At 44.8% G+C, this 15,922-nt stretch carries 16 protein-coding genes; 4 read left to right on the top strand and 12 right to left on the bottom strand.

The genetic code is table 11. The features are described from left to right. The first annotated feature begins 102 nt into the window (after positions 1–102). Together J2X75_RS01965 and J2X75_RS01960 are read left to right on the top strand one after the other, a co-directional pair. Positions 103–849 carry a molybdenum cofactor biosynthesis protein gene (locus J2X75_RS01965; protein ID WP_310334006.1) on the top strand — a complete coding sequence of 249 codons (747 nt, stop codon included), beginning with the start codon at positions 103–105 and terminating at the stop codon, positions 847–849. 122 nt (positions 850–971) lie between these two features. Further along, entirely contained in the window at positions 972–2,021 is a 1,050-nt protein-coding gene (locus J2X75_RS01960) for an HD-GYP domain-containing protein (protein ID WP_091032616.1), read from the top strand. A gap of 133 nt (positions 2,022–2,154) precedes the next feature. On the opposite strand, the gene J2X75_RS01955 is transcribed toward J2X75_RS01960, so the two are convergent. The 10 genes from J2X75_RS01955 to J2X75_RS01910 form a co-directional block, all read right to left on the bottom strand. Further along, positions 2,155–2,295, bottom strand: a complete 141-nt coding sequence (locus J2X75_RS01955) for a hypothetical protein (protein ID WP_017689533.1) — start codon at positions 2,293–2,295, stop codon at positions 2,155–2,157. 151 nt (positions 2,296–2,446) lie between these two features. Further along, positions 2,447–3,166, bottom strand: coding sequence for a M23 family metallopeptidase (locus J2X75_RS01950; RefSeq protein ID WP_307538143.1), 720 nt, complete (start codon positions 3,164–3,166; stop codon positions 2,447–2,449). Between the two features lie 207 nt (positions 3,167–3,373). Beyond that, on the bottom strand, positions 3,374–4,723 hold the full coding sequence (locus tag J2X75_RS01945; protein WP_310334003.1) for a jacalin-like lectin: 1,350 nt from the start codon (positions 4,721–4,723) through the stop codon (positions 3,374–3,376). Between the two features lie 291 nt (positions 4,724–5,014). Beyond that, positions 5,015–6,412: a Fe-S cluster assembly protein SufB gene (gene sufB, locus J2X75_RS01940; protein ID WP_036669904.1), complete on the bottom strand. Its 1,398-nt coding sequence runs from the start codon at positions 6,410–6,412 to the stop codon at positions 5,015–5,017. A 20-nt stretch (positions 6,413–6,432) separates the two neighbouring features. Then, the gene (gene sufU, locus J2X75_RS01935; protein ID WP_017689537.1) at positions 6,433–6,864 is read right to left on the bottom strand and encodes a Fe-S cluster assembly sulfur transfer protein SufU; all 432 of its coding nucleotides are present in this window, start codon (positions 6,862–6,864) and stop codon (positions 6,433–6,435) included. After that, on the bottom strand, positions 6,854–8,074 hold the full coding sequence (locus J2X75_RS01930) for a cysteine desulfurase (protein WP_310334001.1): 1,221 nt from the start codon (positions 8,072–8,074) through the stop codon (positions 6,854–6,856). Before J2X75_RS01930 ends, sufU begins: the two co-directional genes overlap by 11 nt. Beyond that, positions 8,071–9,375 carry a Fe-S cluster assembly protein SufD gene (gene sufD, locus J2X75_RS01925; RefSeq protein ID WP_091032628.1) on the bottom strand — a complete coding sequence of 435 codons (1,305 nt, stop codon included), beginning with the start codon at positions 9,373–9,375 and terminating at the stop codon, positions 8,071–8,073. The genes J2X75_RS01930 and sufD overlap by 4 nt, the downstream gene beginning before the upstream one ends. A gap of 25 nt (positions 9,376–9,400) precedes the next feature. Next, positions 9,401–10,183 (bottom strand): Fe-S cluster assembly ATPase SufC, encoded by a 783-nt coding sequence (sufC, locus tag J2X75_RS01920; protein ID WP_062833524.1) that lies wholly within the window; start codon positions 10,181–10,183, stop codon positions 9,401–9,403. Between the two features lie 383 nt (positions 10,184–10,566). After that, positions 10,567–11,142, bottom strand: a complete 576-nt coding sequence (locus J2X75_RS01915) for a DUF1802 family protein (protein WP_017689541.1) — start codon at positions 11,140–11,142, stop codon at positions 10,567–10,569. Positions 11,143–11,268: 126 nt separating this feature from the next. Continuing rightward, positions 11,269–11,730: a Dps family protein gene (locus J2X75_RS01910; protein WP_017689542.1), complete on the bottom strand. Its 462-nt coding sequence runs from the start codon at positions 11,728–11,730 to the stop codon at positions 11,269–11,271. A gap of 296 nt (positions 11,731–12,026) precedes the next feature. Between J2X75_RS01910 and mtnK the strand changes: the two genes are divergently transcribed. Beyond that, positions 12,027–13,244, top strand: a complete 1,218-nt coding sequence (gene mtnK / locus J2X75_RS01905) for an S-methyl-5-thioribose kinase (protein ID WP_310333997.1) — start codon at positions 12,027–12,029, stop codon at positions 13,242–13,244. A 23-nt stretch (positions 13,245–13,267) separates the two neighbouring features. Beyond that, on the top strand, positions 13,268–14,341 hold the full coding sequence (gene mtnA / locus J2X75_RS01900; RefSeq protein WP_150365748.1) for an S-methyl-5-thioribose-1-phosphate isomerase: 1,074 nt from the start codon (positions 13,268–13,270) through the stop codon (positions 14,339–14,341). Positions 14,342–14,449: 108 nt separating this feature from the next. On the opposite strand, the gene J2X75_RS01895 is transcribed toward mtnA, so the two are convergent. Next, the gene (locus J2X75_RS01895) at positions 14,450–14,752 is read right to left on the bottom strand and encodes a YunC family protein (protein WP_124115490.1); all 303 of its coding nucleotides are present in this window, start codon (positions 14,750–14,752) and stop codon (positions 14,450–14,452) included. A 386-nt stretch (positions 14,753–15,138) separates the two neighbouring features. Next, complete coding sequence (locus J2X75_RS01890) at positions 15,139–15,900, bottom strand: hypothetical protein (protein WP_310333994.1); 762 nt, start codon at positions 15,898–15,900, stop codon at positions 15,139–15,141. Between the last annotated feature and the right edge of the window lie 22 nt (positions 15,901–15,922).

The following is a 15,922-nucleotide window of genomic DNA, read 5'->3' as shown; positions in this document are numbered from 1 at the left end:
CTTCAATAAACGTTCATTCTTCTAATGGATAAGCATAACATTTTCCGCGTCGTTATGATATATTTAAAGGGTTTAGAGATCAAAAAGAGGTGAGTCATATCTATGAAATTGACAATTCAACTATTTGCAGGCATTGCAGAACGTTTAAATACATCCCTTCTGGAGTTTGAGTACATTGGAGACATTCCAACCGCTGCCGATTTAAAAGAAAAACTGAGTCTGGCCTACCCAGAGGCAGCTTCTCAGATAAAGACATCCTTTTTGGCAGTTAACCAGCAGTACGCTCCTGCCGATACTATACTTAGCTCAGAAGATGAACTTGCGTTGATCCCTCCCGTCTCTGGAGGTGATGGTACGGATATATCTGATGAAAAACTTCGCTCTGCCATCCCAGAGCATCGGACTGAAGATGGCTTATTTCTGATCACAGAGTCCACCTTGTCCGTGGAAGCAACAACGGCGCTAGTGATTACCCCGAATCACGGGGCAGCTCTTACTTTTGTAGGTACGACTCGTGAAATGACCGGTGAACAGCGCACCGTCCATCTTGAATATGAGGCCTATGTGCCGATGGCTCTTTCTCAGATGGCGGCCATTGGTGTGGAAATCTCCGATCGCTGGCCTGGTGTGTTATGTGCAATCAGTCACCGAATCGGCAAAGTGGATGTGGCAGAGATTAGCGTAGTCATTGCCGTTTCCTCGCCTCATCGCAACGACTGTTATGATGCAAGCCGTTACGCCATAGAGAGACTCAAACAGACCGTTCCGATCTGGAAAAAGGAAATTTGGGAAGATGGATCTGAATGGAAGGGACATCAATTAGGACCATGGAACCCCATTGAGAACTAAACAATGAGCCTTTACACCTTTAGATCGAGTGGGTTAATAGTAAATAAGTCGTTGTCAACCCATTTTTTTCTTGTTATTATAATTATATGTGTCGATATTAGTCGAGAAAAGGTGGTTTATACGTGAGAGTGCATGTTACTGATCTTAAACCGGGTGACCTGTTAAAAAATGATGTATACAACAGTTCGGGTCTCCACATGCTGATGAAAGGTTCCACCCTCAGTGAAGATGACTTATCCAAACTGTTGCAACATGGAATCGAGTACGCAGATGTAGAACACACAACATCCGACCTACACTCTGATGCACAAACCTTACCTTCCGATCAAACCCGTCTGTTAACTAACTTGTTTAACGATACGATCAAAGGTACTGAATCTCTATTTCAACAAGCGATGGAGAAGGGTTTTATTGATGAGACACAGGTCGATGAGATTTTGTTTACCCTAACAGAACAGTTGGAAAAACAAAAGGATGTTGTCTCCTTGTTGCTTATGCTGGACGGGGATAGCGATTATACGTACAACCATTCATTGCAAGTCGGAATGCTCGCTTTTTATATCGCCGGCTGGATGGGTTACAACCCCGAGGAATGTCTAACGGTAGCCAAAGCAGGATATCTTCATGATATCGGCAAGTCCAAGATTCCTTCTGAAATGTTACATAAACCTGGTAAATTGACCACGGAAGAATTTGACGAAATGAAGAAACACACATTCTATGGGTACGATATCATTAAAGAATCCACGCAGGATGAAATTCTGGCAACGGTTGCACTTCAGCATCATGAGCGCGAGGATGGTAGTGGTTATCCTCATGGACTGCGAGGAGACGAGATCCACCCATATGCCCGTATAACGGCTGTAGCAGACGTTTACAGCGCCATGACGACGAATCGGGTGTACCAGACCAAACAGGAACTGATCTCTGTTCTATGTGAACTGTACAGCCTCAGCTTTGGTCAGTTAAATGCTGAAGCAACGCAGGAACTGATCAAGCATATGCTGCCTAATTTTATCGGTAAAAGGGTTCTGCTCACCACGGGTCAGACGGGACTCATTGTCATGAATAATCCTGCGGATTATTTCCGACCACTCGTTCAGACCTCTACGGCCTTTATCGATTTAGCGAAAGAAAGAGATATTGCTATCGTTGAGATCTATGTACAGTAACTGTTCATTGTACAGAGCATGTATACGAAGAAGCCCATAGGTAACTGAAATAACCAACTCATAGGTTGGCATATGACAAAAGGGAAGCCGTAATCGGCTTCCCTTTTGTCTATTCCGATTCAATCATGTTGGATTACACGCAGAATGCTTTTGTGATGATAACCAACAGAATGAACAGTACCAAGATTGCACCAGTGTTTGTGAACATATTGTACCCGCCAACGCCGCCTACTCCGCCTACGTTGCCACCACAGCCATATCCTACTTCGCTCATGTGATTGCCTCCTCTTCATCAGGTATACCCTAACATATGACGTTTCCGGTGGAATGAACCGGGCGAACAGGCAACATTCGATAAAGGGTTGTCTGTCTGCATCTACCTGAGTGGATCAGCCTTCTGCTACTCCCTTGTTCTTTGCAGGAATCTATGTGTCGGAATCCGAATGAACCTGGATGCCTTTTTCCTTGCGGTACATGATAACAAGTAATCTCCAAAATTCATAACTGCCTTTGTCGTTCATAATAAACGGTCGATAATAATCAAATGCTTGCTGTGCCCATGCGGGACAATCCATATTGGATAGTTGCTCCTGTTGCTGAATCCATCCCCCTTGAATCTCCAGCGTTTTCTGTATGGCCTCAAACATTTTCTTCTGCTCAGTGGTCATCGGCGGAGCCTCCTGTTCCTGAGATGCAGTTCCGTATTCGGACTGTAAATACGCACCCGGTTCCGTCACACCATCTTCGCTGGCTGTATATCCGTAAGATGGTGCACTTGTTTTACGAATCTCATAATGTACATGCGGACCAGTACTCTGACCCGTGCTCCCCTGATTACCGACAAGCTGGCCTCGCTTCACCTGCTGTCCAACGCTTACAGCAATACGTGAAAGGTGCGCATAACAATGCAAGTAGCCACGGTGATCTTGAAGGGCAACTGTAAGCCCGTAACCGCCGAATCCGGAGCCTGTAACTCCTTCGGAAGCAAAACGTACCCTACCTTCCATAAAGGCATAGACGGGGCCATTCCAAGGCTCTGTCACGAGATCAATCCCGCGGTGAAATGTCTGTCCACCATGAATAGGATGAATTCGATAGCCGAATGAACTTGTAATCCGATAGCCCTCGAAAGGGTTTACGCTCATACACTCACATCCTTTTCTATCATTAAATGCTTAAATCTATGAAATGGCTTGTGCTATTGGTCTTATTTTATTCCACAAAAATACCGCTCAGAATATCATTAGGGAAACCTTATGGTCTCTCCAACGTATATTCCAAGCGGCGCTATGCTAATATGATTCTTCTATCAGTTACATATACTACGTTTTTATTTTAACCACTACACACTCCTAATTGAGAGGTCTGTATATGACCCCTAGCTGATCCAATTCCTGTCCTGCTCTTCCATAAAATCCGGCTATATACCACCCTGCTGGTGCCTCAAGTATAATTTGATCCGATGTCTTTTGTCCGCCTTCAACTTTGTTTCCAAGATTGGTGGACAACTCCACGTAAAAGATCCGTTTATCTCCATTACGTGTCCCCTGACCAATGGTAGCCTGAGTTAAGTACTCTCCGTCTGCCAAGTTCAGTGTGGCAATGTTGGATTGACCACCATGTGCCAGGTTCGTTCCATTCCTGTACAACGTTGAAATGCCGTCTACACGGTTGCCCGAGTTAAGCACCACTGAGCTAGGTCTGGACTCCGGAATATGATTTAGATCATTAAACCCAGTTCCTCCGGATCCTCCAATTGTTGAACTTAGTTGGTACTGAGAAGATGTGCTGTACACAAATTCCGCTGTAATCGGATAATGATCAGAGAGTTGCTTCCCACTCGGGTCAACAAACGTTTGATTTTCCAAACGGTAGCTCTGTGCATTAAGGGACAACGCTTTACTTCCGCGATACAAAATTTTGTCCACTATCTCATAGTTGGGTCCATTTAAATTGGTTGCGTCCATAAGGGCGTCTCCATCAGCGGGAATACTCCCACCTCGAATCAAATCGATCCACGGATCTCTTAATCCATTCTCAGACATGAGCAGCTCTATATTGTCAGCCGCACGGGTGTACCGTGTATTGGTATCCCCAAATACGATAACTGCATTCCCGTCCGAGTGCTCCTTTATGTAATTGGAGAGTTGTCTGATATTATCTCGTCTGGCCTCAAGCGATTTATCATCGCTACCTGCGTCCGCATGCAAGTTGTATACGTCCACTTTCACCTGAGGTGTGATCTCATATGTAGCTGCTGTAAATCCTTTTGGAGTCAATTCATCACTTCCATTGTCAAAAAGACCGGATCGCTTATCCCAGGTAACACGCTTCAAGTCACGGAATGGATATTTGGACAGACTGTTCAACCCGCTACCAAAACCCGCAATTCCGCTTGTTGTCGTCAAATACGGCAGAGTGGCTTGGGATATCAGCTCGTTATGATAATTAAAATCCTCTTGCACATTAATGATGTCATAGTCATTTAATTTGGGGGAAATCTGAATGGTGTACTCCTTGGGGTTGGAACTGGATACCAGATCCGGAAGACCACCTACATTATAACTAAGTACGTTGAATGAACCCGATACCGATCCACCTTCTGCAGCACTCGCCGTTGATAAAAATAACGGAGAGCTCGTTAAGGCAACAACAGCAGACAATACCAAGGCTGCTCCTTTTTTAACTATACTTCTTCGCATCATATACCCCCTTATATTTTAATCAATTCAAATATATGTAATATTCGTTAATGGAAGAATAAATCTGTTCTATTCATTTGTATAATCTATAATCTAATATTTCAGTCAGAAATACCTGACCAATTGATCCCACATACCACTTTCTCATGGTCTTGTTTGGGCAACAAAAAAAGATCAAGGGAATATCTCCCTTGATCTTTCTTATATTCATAAGCGATCATCTGAGCCTTACTACCGCTTAACATCAACAGTAAGGTTCAACTTCACCGCTTCAAAAAGCGCTGTATTGGATTAACCAATAGAGCCTTCCATTTCGAATTTAATCAATCTATTCATCTCAACGGCGTATTCCATTGGCAATTCCTTCGTGAATGGCTCAATGAAGCCCATGATAATCATCTGTGTTGCTTCTGCATCAGTCAGACCGCGGCTCATCAGGTAGAAGAGCTGATCCTCAGACACTTTGGATACTGTAGCTTCATGCTCCAGCATGATGTTATCATTCATGATTTCATTGTAAGGAATTGTATCCGATGTGGACTCATTATCGAGAATGAGTGTATCACACTTGATGTTGGATTTCGCGCCCTCAGCTTGACGTCCAAAGGAAGCCAAACCACGGTACGTTACTTTACCACCATGTTTACTGATGGATTTGGATACAATCGTAGATGTTGTATCCGGAGCCAAGTGAATCATTTTCGCCCCTGCATCCTGATGCTGGTTTTTACCAGCTACAGCGATAGAGAGTACGGAACCTTTAGCTCCACGGCCTTTCAGTACAACCGCTGGATATTTCATTGTCAGTTTGGAACCGATGTTACCATCGACCCATTCCATCGTTGCATTTTCTTCTGCAACCGCACGTTTCGTAACGAGGTTGTAGATGTTTGGTGCCCAGTTTTGAATCGTTGTATAACGAACACGGGCATTTTTCTTACAGATGATCTCAACAACCGCACTGTGCAGTGAGTTCGTGCTGTAGATTGGAGCTGTACATCCCTCTACATAGTGAACGAAGCTGTCTTCGTCCGCAATGATGAGTGTACGCTCGAATTGTCCCATATTCTCGGAGTTAATCCGGAAGTAGGCTTGCAGAGGCACTTCACATTTAACGCCTTTAGGCACGTAGATGAAGCTTCCTCCGGACCATACCGCACTATTCAATGCAGCAAATTTGTTATCTGCTGGCGGAATAACTGTAGCAAAATATTCACGCAGGATTTCCGGATGCTCTCTGAGAGCCGTATCCGTGTCCATGAAGATTACACCTTGGTCTTCCAATTCCTTTTGCATGTTGTGGTATACAACCTCGGACTCATACTGAGCCGATACACCTGCAAGGAACTTTTGCTCTGCTTCAGGGATACCCAATTTATCAAAGGTTTCCTTGATTTCGGAAGGAACTTCCTCCCATGTTTTACCTTGTTTTTCAGAAGCACGTACATAATACTGAATTTCATTGAAATCCAATCCGTCGAGATCTCCGCCCCATTTCGGCATTGGCATCTTTTCGAATTGTTTCAAGGATTTCAAACGGAATTCCAACATCCATTCCGGTTCATTCTTAATCTTGGAAATCTCGGTAACCACTTCTGCAGTCAGACCTTTACCGGTTTGAAAGATGGATTTGTGCTCGTCGCGAAAACCATATTTGTACTCTTCCATTTCTGGTGCTTTTTTAGCCATCTTGCTCTACCTCCCTATCGTTATTGTACTTTGTTCTCTTCGTCAATCCCTTTGCGTAATGCATTCCAGGCCAGAGTGGCACATTTGATGCGTGCAGGGAACTTGTTCACACCGGATAGGGCTTCGAGATCTTCATAATCGTCGAAATCGACTTCTTCACCTTTCATCAGTGAGGAAAAACGGTTAGCGATATCGAGTGCCTGTTCCATCGTTTTGCCTTTGACGGCCTCTGTCATCATCGATGCAGAGGACATGCTGATGGAGCAGCCTTCACCCGTATATTTGGCTTCCTGAACGATTCCGTCTTTCAGCAAAATTTGCAGTGAAATCCGGTCGCCGCACGTTGGATTGTTCAAATTCACCGTGACAGCGTCATTATCAAATGTTCCGCGGTTACGCGGGTTTTTGTAGTGGTCCATTATAACACGTCTGTACAGATCATCAAGTTGCATCGCCAAAATACTCCTTTGTCTGGATTAAGGCGCTGACAAGCCGATCTACATCTTGTTCGTTATTGTATAGATAGAAGCTGGCACGAGCTGTTGAGCTAACTTCAAGCCAGCGCATTAGCGGTTGACAGCAATGGTGTCCGGCACGAATGGCTACGCCACTCGCATCCAGCACAGTTGCCACATCATGCGGATGAACATCCCCCAGATTAAAGGTAACAACACCCACATGCCGCTTCGCTGGGCCATAGATGGTTAACCCATCGATCTCGGCCAGTCGTTCTGTTGCATAAGCTGCCAGCACACTCTCATGATGTGCGATCTCATCCATACCAATCTGCTCCAGAAAATCAATGGCAGCTCCCAACCCTACCGCACCTGCGATAATCGGGGTTCCGCCTTCGAACTTCCAGGGAAGCTCTTTCCAGTTGGATTCGTACAGACCCACATCATCAATCATTTCACCGCCGAACTCAATGGGTTCCATGGACTCCAGCAGCGCCTTTTTGCCGTAGAGTGCACCGATTCCGGTTGGTCCGCACATTTTATGACCGGATAATGCATAGAAATCACAGTCCAGATCCTGAACGTCCACCTTCATGTGAGGTGTACTTTGTGCGCCATCAACAACGATGACAGCACCATTGCGGTGTGCAATTTCAGCAATTTGTTTCACAGGATGGATCAGACCCATAACATTGGATACATAAGCGATTGCTACAATTTTAGTATTGTTCGTAATCGTCTTCTCGACATCAGCCAATTCAATATGACCGTCAGGCTGAAGTGGGATGTATTTCAATGTTGCACCTGTCTCCTTGGCAACCTGCTGCCAAGGAATCAGATTACTATGGTGCTCCATTTGAGTGATAACAATTTCATCGCCTTCTTTGCAAGTGGCGCGGGCATATGATGAAGCCACCAGATTCAGGGCTGTCGTTGTCCCGCGAGTAAAGATAATCTCCTGTGTACTACGGGCATTGATAAACTTGGCTACCTTCTCACGTGCGCCTTCGTAAGCGTCGGTGGCACGGCTTCCAAGGGTATGAACACCGCGATGTACGTTGGAGTTCTCATACTCATAATAATGTTTGACTGCTTCGATCACAGCGCGAGGCTTCTGTGAAGTCGCAGCACTATCTAAATATACGAGCGGGTGTCCGTTAATTTCCTGGTGGAGGATCGGGAACTGCTCGCGAATGGACGGGTTCATTGTCCCAGCTTCTTCTCAATCAGGGACTGCAATTGGGTGCGCAGTGCTTCCAAAGGAATATCCGCCACCACCGGAGCCAGGAAGCCATAGATGATCAGGCGTTCGGCATCCGTACGGTTAATTCCGCGCGACATCAAGTAATGAATCTGCTCGGCATTGACTTGACCAACAGAAGCCGCGTGACCTGCTGTTACATCATCCTCATCAATCAGAAGGATTGGGTTGGCGTCTCCACGTGCTTTAGGGCTCAGCATCAACACTTTCTCTGTCTGCTGTCCATCGGCTTTGGTAGCGCCTTTCTCAATCTTCGTGATCCCGTTGATGATTGCAGAAGCTTCTTCACGCATAACTGCACGTGTAATCATCTGACTTGGTGTATTCTTGCCGAAGTGACGAGCTTCCGTTGTGTAGTTGATTTTCTGCGAACCGGAACCTACAGCGATGACTTTGGAATCAGAACTTGATCCATTACCTTTCAGCACGGTCATCGTGTTGCTCGCTGTGTCGCCATTGTTCATTTCGCCTACAATCCACTCGATGGAAGCATCATTCTCCAACACTGCACGACGGAATGAAACATCAGTTACATTCACACTCAGTTGATGAACCGATGCAAAACGTACTTTAGCACCAGATTTTGCGAATACTTCCACAACACCATTATGGAAAACAGGTGCGGACAATTCGCCAGATACATAGTTATCAACATAAGTTACTGAACTGTTTGCTTCTGCAACTACAAGCACGTGAGGTGCAAACGTTGCAGAAGCGTCATCCGTAAGCAACACTGCTTGCAGTGGTACTTCGATTTCGACATTTTTCGGAACATACAGGAAGACCCCGCCATTCCAAAGTGCCGCATGCAATGCAGCGAGAGAATGCTCATCCGCTTTCACCGCTGTGTTCAGATATGGTTTTACCAGATCGCCATGTTCGCGAACCGCTGTAGCCAGATCCGTAAAAATAACCCCTTTTGCTGCCAGATCAGCAGAGACCTTGGAGTATACCGTACCGGAATTGCGCTGGATAACCAGACTGCCTTCAGCTTGATCCTGAACCAGATCTTTGATGGAAGCAGGTACTTCTGTCAAAGAAGAAATAGCTTCACTTGTTTTATATGTTCCGTACTCGCTGACATTCCAGCGTTCGATTTTTTGTTTTTCCAGTTTAGGAAGCGCAAGCCCGCTCGCAAGCTTTAAAGCTTCGAGCCGCTGTTCGGTCAACCAGCCGGGTTCATTGTTGCTTTCCGACAAGGCGCGAAGCGCTTCAGATTCAACCGGAAGAATTGTTTGTGTAGTCATTGATTAATCCTCCTCCGTTTTGTCTTTACGCTTCTTGACCTACAGTTTCGTCTGTAATTCCCAGCTCTTCCTTAACCCAGTCATATCCTTCAGCTTCCAGACGGTGTGCCAGTTCAGGTCCGCCGGATTTCACGATACGACCTTGCATCATAACGTGTACGTAGTCAGGAGTAATGTAGTTAAGCAGGCGTTGATAGTGAGTGATGATCAAGAAACCACGATCTTCGCTCTTCATTGCATTTACACCGTTTGCTACGATTTTCAGAGCATCGATATCCAGACCGGAGTCAATTTCATCAAGTACTACGATTTTCGGATCAAGCAGCATCATTTGCAGAATCTCGTTACGTTTTTTCTCACCACCGGAGAAACCTTCATTCAGGTAACGGTGAGCGAACTCAGGGTTCATGTCGAGTTCTTTCATTTTACCTTCCATTTGACGAATGAACTTGATCAGGGAAATCTCGTTACCTTCGCCACGACGTGCGTTAATTGCACTACGCAAGAAGTCGGAGTTTGTAACACCTGCAATTTCACTTGGGTATTGCATAGCCAGGAAAAGACCTGCACGTGCACGCTCATCTACAGCCATATCCAATACATCTTCACCATCAAGTGTAATTGTACCGTCAGTTACTTCATATTTCGGATGGCCCATCAATGCAGAAGCCAGAGTTGATTTACCTGTTCCGTTCGGACCCATGATTGCGTGGATTTCTCCACCTTTCATTTCCAGGTTGATGCCTTTCAGGATTTCCTTACCTTCGATCGTCGCTTTCAGACCTTCAATGACGAAATTCGTAGCCATGTGTATTGTTTCCCTCCATTGATTAAATTGATGTTTACTGTCGAAAACGAAAAAGCACCTATTATATCTGAACAGGGCTTCCCCTGAATTTCTCTTGTACTCGATTCCTTAAAGCAAGAACACTTTAGAATAATTCTAAACTGATTCTCAATGAGAATCAAGCTATTTCCTCAGAGTGTATATTCCTTGCAGGAAACATTATTCTTTCTGATTCTATAATAAATACCAGATTGAATCAAATGAGAAAACATCTCCCGCCGAGATAGACAGTGAGAAAAATCACAGAAAATCAAGCTTTTATCGTATCTGCTATACACTAATCTAAAAAAAGGGCTTATCCATATTATGGACAAGCCCCTTCATTAATAATATTACAAATAATATTACAATTTGAGCATCTCGTTAATCTTCTGTACCTGTTCGTCAAAATCCGCAACGTCCACTACCGGCGTCATTTCGCGCGGCACCGGACCATTCGGAATAGAAATCCATGAACGACAACCATTATATTCAGGCAGTACGGGGATTTCCATCGGTTCTTTCAAAAGGTACACACGTAGAATCAATACATGGAGCGGATCTTTCCGTTTCCATTTCAAACGGTCTTCGGCGAAATCCGCTGTCCACATATGAAAGTCAAGAAGTCGATCCAGCATCTCCTGATCTCGTATCTCCAGATCCTGCGTTACTTCGGCATATGCAGTAATACGGATTGTCGAAGCTTCGGGCACCCATTCGGCCAATGATTCTTCAACATAGGATTGATCCGAGGACTTAATCAGTTCTTTACGCTGATGTTCATAAGTCGGATACAGGTAAAACGCCGGACTTTTCAGCTCAAAATGTCGGGTTTCCTCTACAATACCACCCTTGCGCATCACCATAATTTGGCGACCCGTTTCCAGTGCTTTGATTGCAGAAGCCCATTCTTTTAAAGCCGGTATCGTTGGTTCTAACATAAGCGGTTCCCTCCCCTATCGTTCTTGTCAGCAGTATAGACGCTCAGGGCGTTTCTGACAACAAAGATCCGAGCTCAGAAAGCTTACGTAAGAGAACCACTTGTATTAGGCAAAATCTTGGCTATATTAACCCAGGAAAGAGCGAAGCATCCACATGTGTTTCTCAAGATCAGCCTTGAAGCCTGTCAGCATATCGGATGTTGGTTGATCTTCAGCTGCATCTGCAACTTCGATACCTTCCTGATATTCATTCGAAAGTGTAGCGAAGTCCTCGATCAAGTTTTGCACCATCGTCTTCGCGTCTTCTCCGCCTGCTGCTTCCTGAATAGAAGAAAGCTCCAGATACTCTTTCATTGTAGCTGCTGGGCTACCTTTCAGCGTAAGGATACGCTCTGCGATTTCATCCATTTGTACTGTAACTTCGTTGTAGAACTCTTCGAATTTCACATGCAACGTGAAGAAGTTAGGTCCTTTAACGTACCAGTGATAGTTATGGATTTTAACATACAATACGTTCAGGTTAGCAACCTGACGATTAAGTACTTGTTCCACCGATTTTGCTTGATCTGTTTTGTTTTTTGTAGCCATATTAATCCCATCCTTTATTTAAAATTAGTCTGTCATGCCGTGGTAAGCAGGTTGTCCCGCAATGCATAACAGAGAGTTAATAATGTTTCACCGCACGTAGCGGAGAGGCTTGCTAACGGCGTTTCTCTCAACCGTCCGGCCTATTTGTTTTTACCCTTGAACAGGAAGTTCGAATCAGGATCAACTTGACTTGTCTCAAAAAAAAGTTCAAAAACCGCGCTTTTTCCGATATACTGACATATACCAAGCAAAGAAGTGGGTTTTCCTGTTTCTTCATATATATGGAGGTGGCACCTTTGTCCCAATATCGCCCGTTTACCCCCCAGGATGCAATTGAACTGGCCAGAACATTACCGGGTCCATTTGCGGCAGATGCGAATCTGGATTGTCACGAGATCGGCGACGGCAATCTGAATTTGGTTTTCCACATCACGGATCAGAACTCCGATAAAAGTATCATTATCAAACAGGCGCTTCCTTATGCGAAAGTGGTTGGAGAATCATGGCCGCTCTCTCTGGTACGTGCCCGCATTGAACGTGAGATTCTTCAGGAAGAGTATCGTCTGTGTCCAGGGATGGTACCCGAAGTGTATCATTACGATGATGACCTCGCGTTAACGGTTATGGAAGATCTGAGTGATCATGTGATCATGCGCAAAGGCCTGATCGAAGGTGTTTCCTATCCTCTTTTTGCACAGCATATTGGGGAATTCATGGCAAGAACGCTGTTCTTCACATCCGACTTGGGCATGGATCAGCAATTGAAGAAGGAAAAACAGGGCAGATTCATTAATCCGGACCAATGCAAAATAACGGAGGATCTGATCTTTGATGAACCCTATCGGATCGCCGAGAAAAATAATTATGATGCTTCCATTGAAGACGAGGCTGAAGCCCTTCGCACAGATGGAGAGCTTCACCTTGAAGTGGCATTACTACGGGAAAAATTCCTGACACATGGGCAGGCACTGCTTCATGGAGATCTGCATACAGGCAGTATTTTTGTTACACCTGAATCAACAAAGGTCATCGATCCCGAATTTGCATATTACGGCCCCATGGGATTCGATGTCGGTGCAGTCCTCGCGAACCTGCTCTTGAATTACGCATCCCTGCCAGGATGGATTCAGGATGAGACTGCTTTGCGTGAGCGTGAGACGATTATGCTGAATATGGTTCGTGATGTATGGACTGAATTCGAATCTCGTTTCCGTGTCCTCTGGGTTAACGACCTCGTTGATCCGATGGCAAAAACGCCAGGCTATCAGGATCTGTATGTGCAACAATTGTTCAGAGATTCGATCGGCTTTGCAGGTGCCAAAATGGTTCGTCGTATCGTGGGACTCGCTCACGTGGCGGATATAGATACCATTCCAAATGCGACCGAACGTGAACATGCTCAGCGTAAAGCGTTGTCCATTGGTAAAGCATTGATCAAGAACAATCGTCGCTTGAATACCATCGGCGAAGTAATGGATATTGTATCCACAGCTGTTACTACTACTAAGGCTTAACATAAGGAACGGAGGAATCACCCATGACAACCCCTGAATATCAGCCTCTGTCCTCTCTCATTTGGAAAAAGGACAAGCTTGAAATGCTTGACCAGCGTCTGCTGCCCGAAACGATCCTCATGTTGAAACTGTATACACCCGAGGAAGTATGGGAATCCATCCACTCCATGAAAGTACGCGGTGCTCCGGCGATTGGTATTGCTGCTGCATTTGGTGTTGTATTGGGTGCCAAATCATATGACGGAACAACTGTTCAAGGTTGGTTAGACCACGTGAAATCCATATGTGCTCATCTGGCTACTTCCCGTCCAACCGCGGTGAACCTTTTCTGGGCACTGGATCGCATGATGCAAAAAGCAAATGAGGTCGTTGAATCCGGCCTGAGCCTGGATGAGGGCAATGTTGCGCTTGAAGTAGAAGCTCTGTTAATTCAGAAGGAAGACGAAGAAGTATGCCGCATGATCGGCGAGAATGCACTGCCTTTATTCGAAGATGGCATGGGTGTTCTCACTCACTGTAATGCAGGCGGACTGGCTACTGCGAAATATGGTACGGCAACTGCTCCAATGTATCTCGCACAGGAACGTGGCATTCACCTGAAAGTATTTGCAGACGAGACTCGTCCCGTACTTCAGGGTGCGCGCCTAACTGCATTTGAGTTACAGCAAGCCGGCATTGACGTTACGCTGCTCTGTGATAACATGGCAGGCATGGTGATGTCCAAAGGCTGGATTCAAGCCGTTATCGTCGGAACAGATCGTGTTGCTGCGAATGGGGATGTGGCTAACAAAATCGGAACCTACAGCGTAGCCGTGCTTGCCAAGGCTCACAATATTCCGTTTTATGTAGCGAGCCCATTGTCAACCATCGATTTGTCTACTCCATCCGGAGATCTTATTCCGATTGAGGAACGGGCTGCGGAGGAAGTGACTGAAGGATTTGGCAAACGTACCGCACCGCAAGGTATCAAAGTATTCAATCCAGCATTTGACGTAACGCCTAACGAATATGTAACAGCTATTATCACGGAAAAAGGCGTTGTTCGCGCACCTTTCCAAGAAAATCTGGCTGCCTTGTTCGCAAAGGAAGAAGCTTAATTTAATGGAAAGCGTTCGTGTGTATAGAGGTGGGAGCCACGATGTGCCAGGCTCTGCATTACGACGCTAAAGAAGGGCTTCCCATATGGGGAGCCCTTTTGTTAGTGCTTAGATCATTTTCAACAAAGCCTCTATACCCGTCATGCCAACCGTAATGCCCATGGCCTCGGCTTCTGTTGTCACCGACTCCATAGGGGCATGCAGCAACTGCTCCAGTGTACGCACACCAACCGCTCGAGCTGCAATAATTTTGCGATCCCCGAGCTTCTCATTAAGTAATCCCACGTCGAGTGCTCCGCACATGATATATCCTTTGGATGTGTTAATAGTCAGCAACGTTGTTTTGGGCAGCTTGACCTCTACTCCAACTAATACATGCTCTCCAACTACAATAGGCTCCATCGTCACCATAATTTCCCGATCCACCTCCTCTTCCACAGATCACGATAATTGTATGCCTCATTTTGGATTGTCGTGTGGACACCTGCCGTGTTTGAGAAAATGTAGGTACTTACAGTTCAAATATGTTGTTGGTAATTCCCCTCGCAGACTTAGTTAGTAGAACTATGCTTTCATTGGAATATAAAAAGCCACCTCAGAGACGAGGCAACTTTCTATAACAGGATAAAAAATGCGATATAGTACGAAGTGGACGTCTTTTCATTCTCTCATAAAATAAAAAAAGCAATCTATTAGGACTGCTTAGTTATTGTTAAAATTAATCTTTTATATAGTTTTTCACAATAAAAAGAAAAAATGCCCTATAACGGGCATCTCATTCTTATTCTAATATTAAACTATTTGGAATCTACCTCTAATCCAACAGCAGTTTTTGCTTCCATTAATTTCAAAATACCCTTCATTACAAATGAATCTGCCATGGAGATTTCTTCTTTAAATTTGGACATATGGCTGGGCTTCTGATCGTCCAAGAACTCAAGAACTGCATCGAATGCTTTACCTTTAGAATAATAGGCCGTACTCAAGTTCGAAGCCGTTGCATTCAGCATTTGTTTCACATCTTTAGGGAGATTTTCTGGAACATCTAAATTATAGAATTTGCTCTGCAAGTGTTTAGCGGCCTTCTGTGCATTTTCTGTTGCTTCATAGACAGTATAGATGTCAACCGTACCATTTCCCAAACCTGTCATAGCTTCTTGATATGTATTCATAATTGGAGACATAGTCTCTTCTAATGCATAAACAGATTTTTCAAATTCTAATACTTCTTTTTGATTGGCTTTTTTAGCAGTAGCGTCTGTTGCGTCTTTCAGCTTAGCCTCTTCTTTAGCCTTTTGATCATCTTTTTTCTCGGTTTTTGTATCAACCACAGCAACTGCCTTTTCCACTTTTGGTGCTTTTTCCTGTGAGGCCACTGCATCTGTTTCTGCCGTTGCTGTCACGTTTGGCTTTTCCTCAGTTGGTATCACAATTATCAATAAAATAAAGCCAGCCCATATAGCACCGCCGATTTTCGCAACCTTGCCAAGCTTCTTCCATGACACAAAAATCATAATGAAAGGAACAAATAACCAAGCTAAAATTCTTAACAACTTCAAAACACTACCTCCTAATGTACTA

The sequence above is a fragment of the Paenibacillus sp. 2003 genome (genome assembly GCF_031455635.1).
In the GTDB taxonomy this organism is placed as follows: domain Bacteria; phylum Bacillota; class Bacilli; order Paenibacillales; family Paenibacillaceae; genus Paenibacillus; species Paenibacillus amylolyticus_B.
Note: the sequence above shows the minus strand (reverse complement) of the source record. Positions and strands in the feature narration are given on the sequence as shown.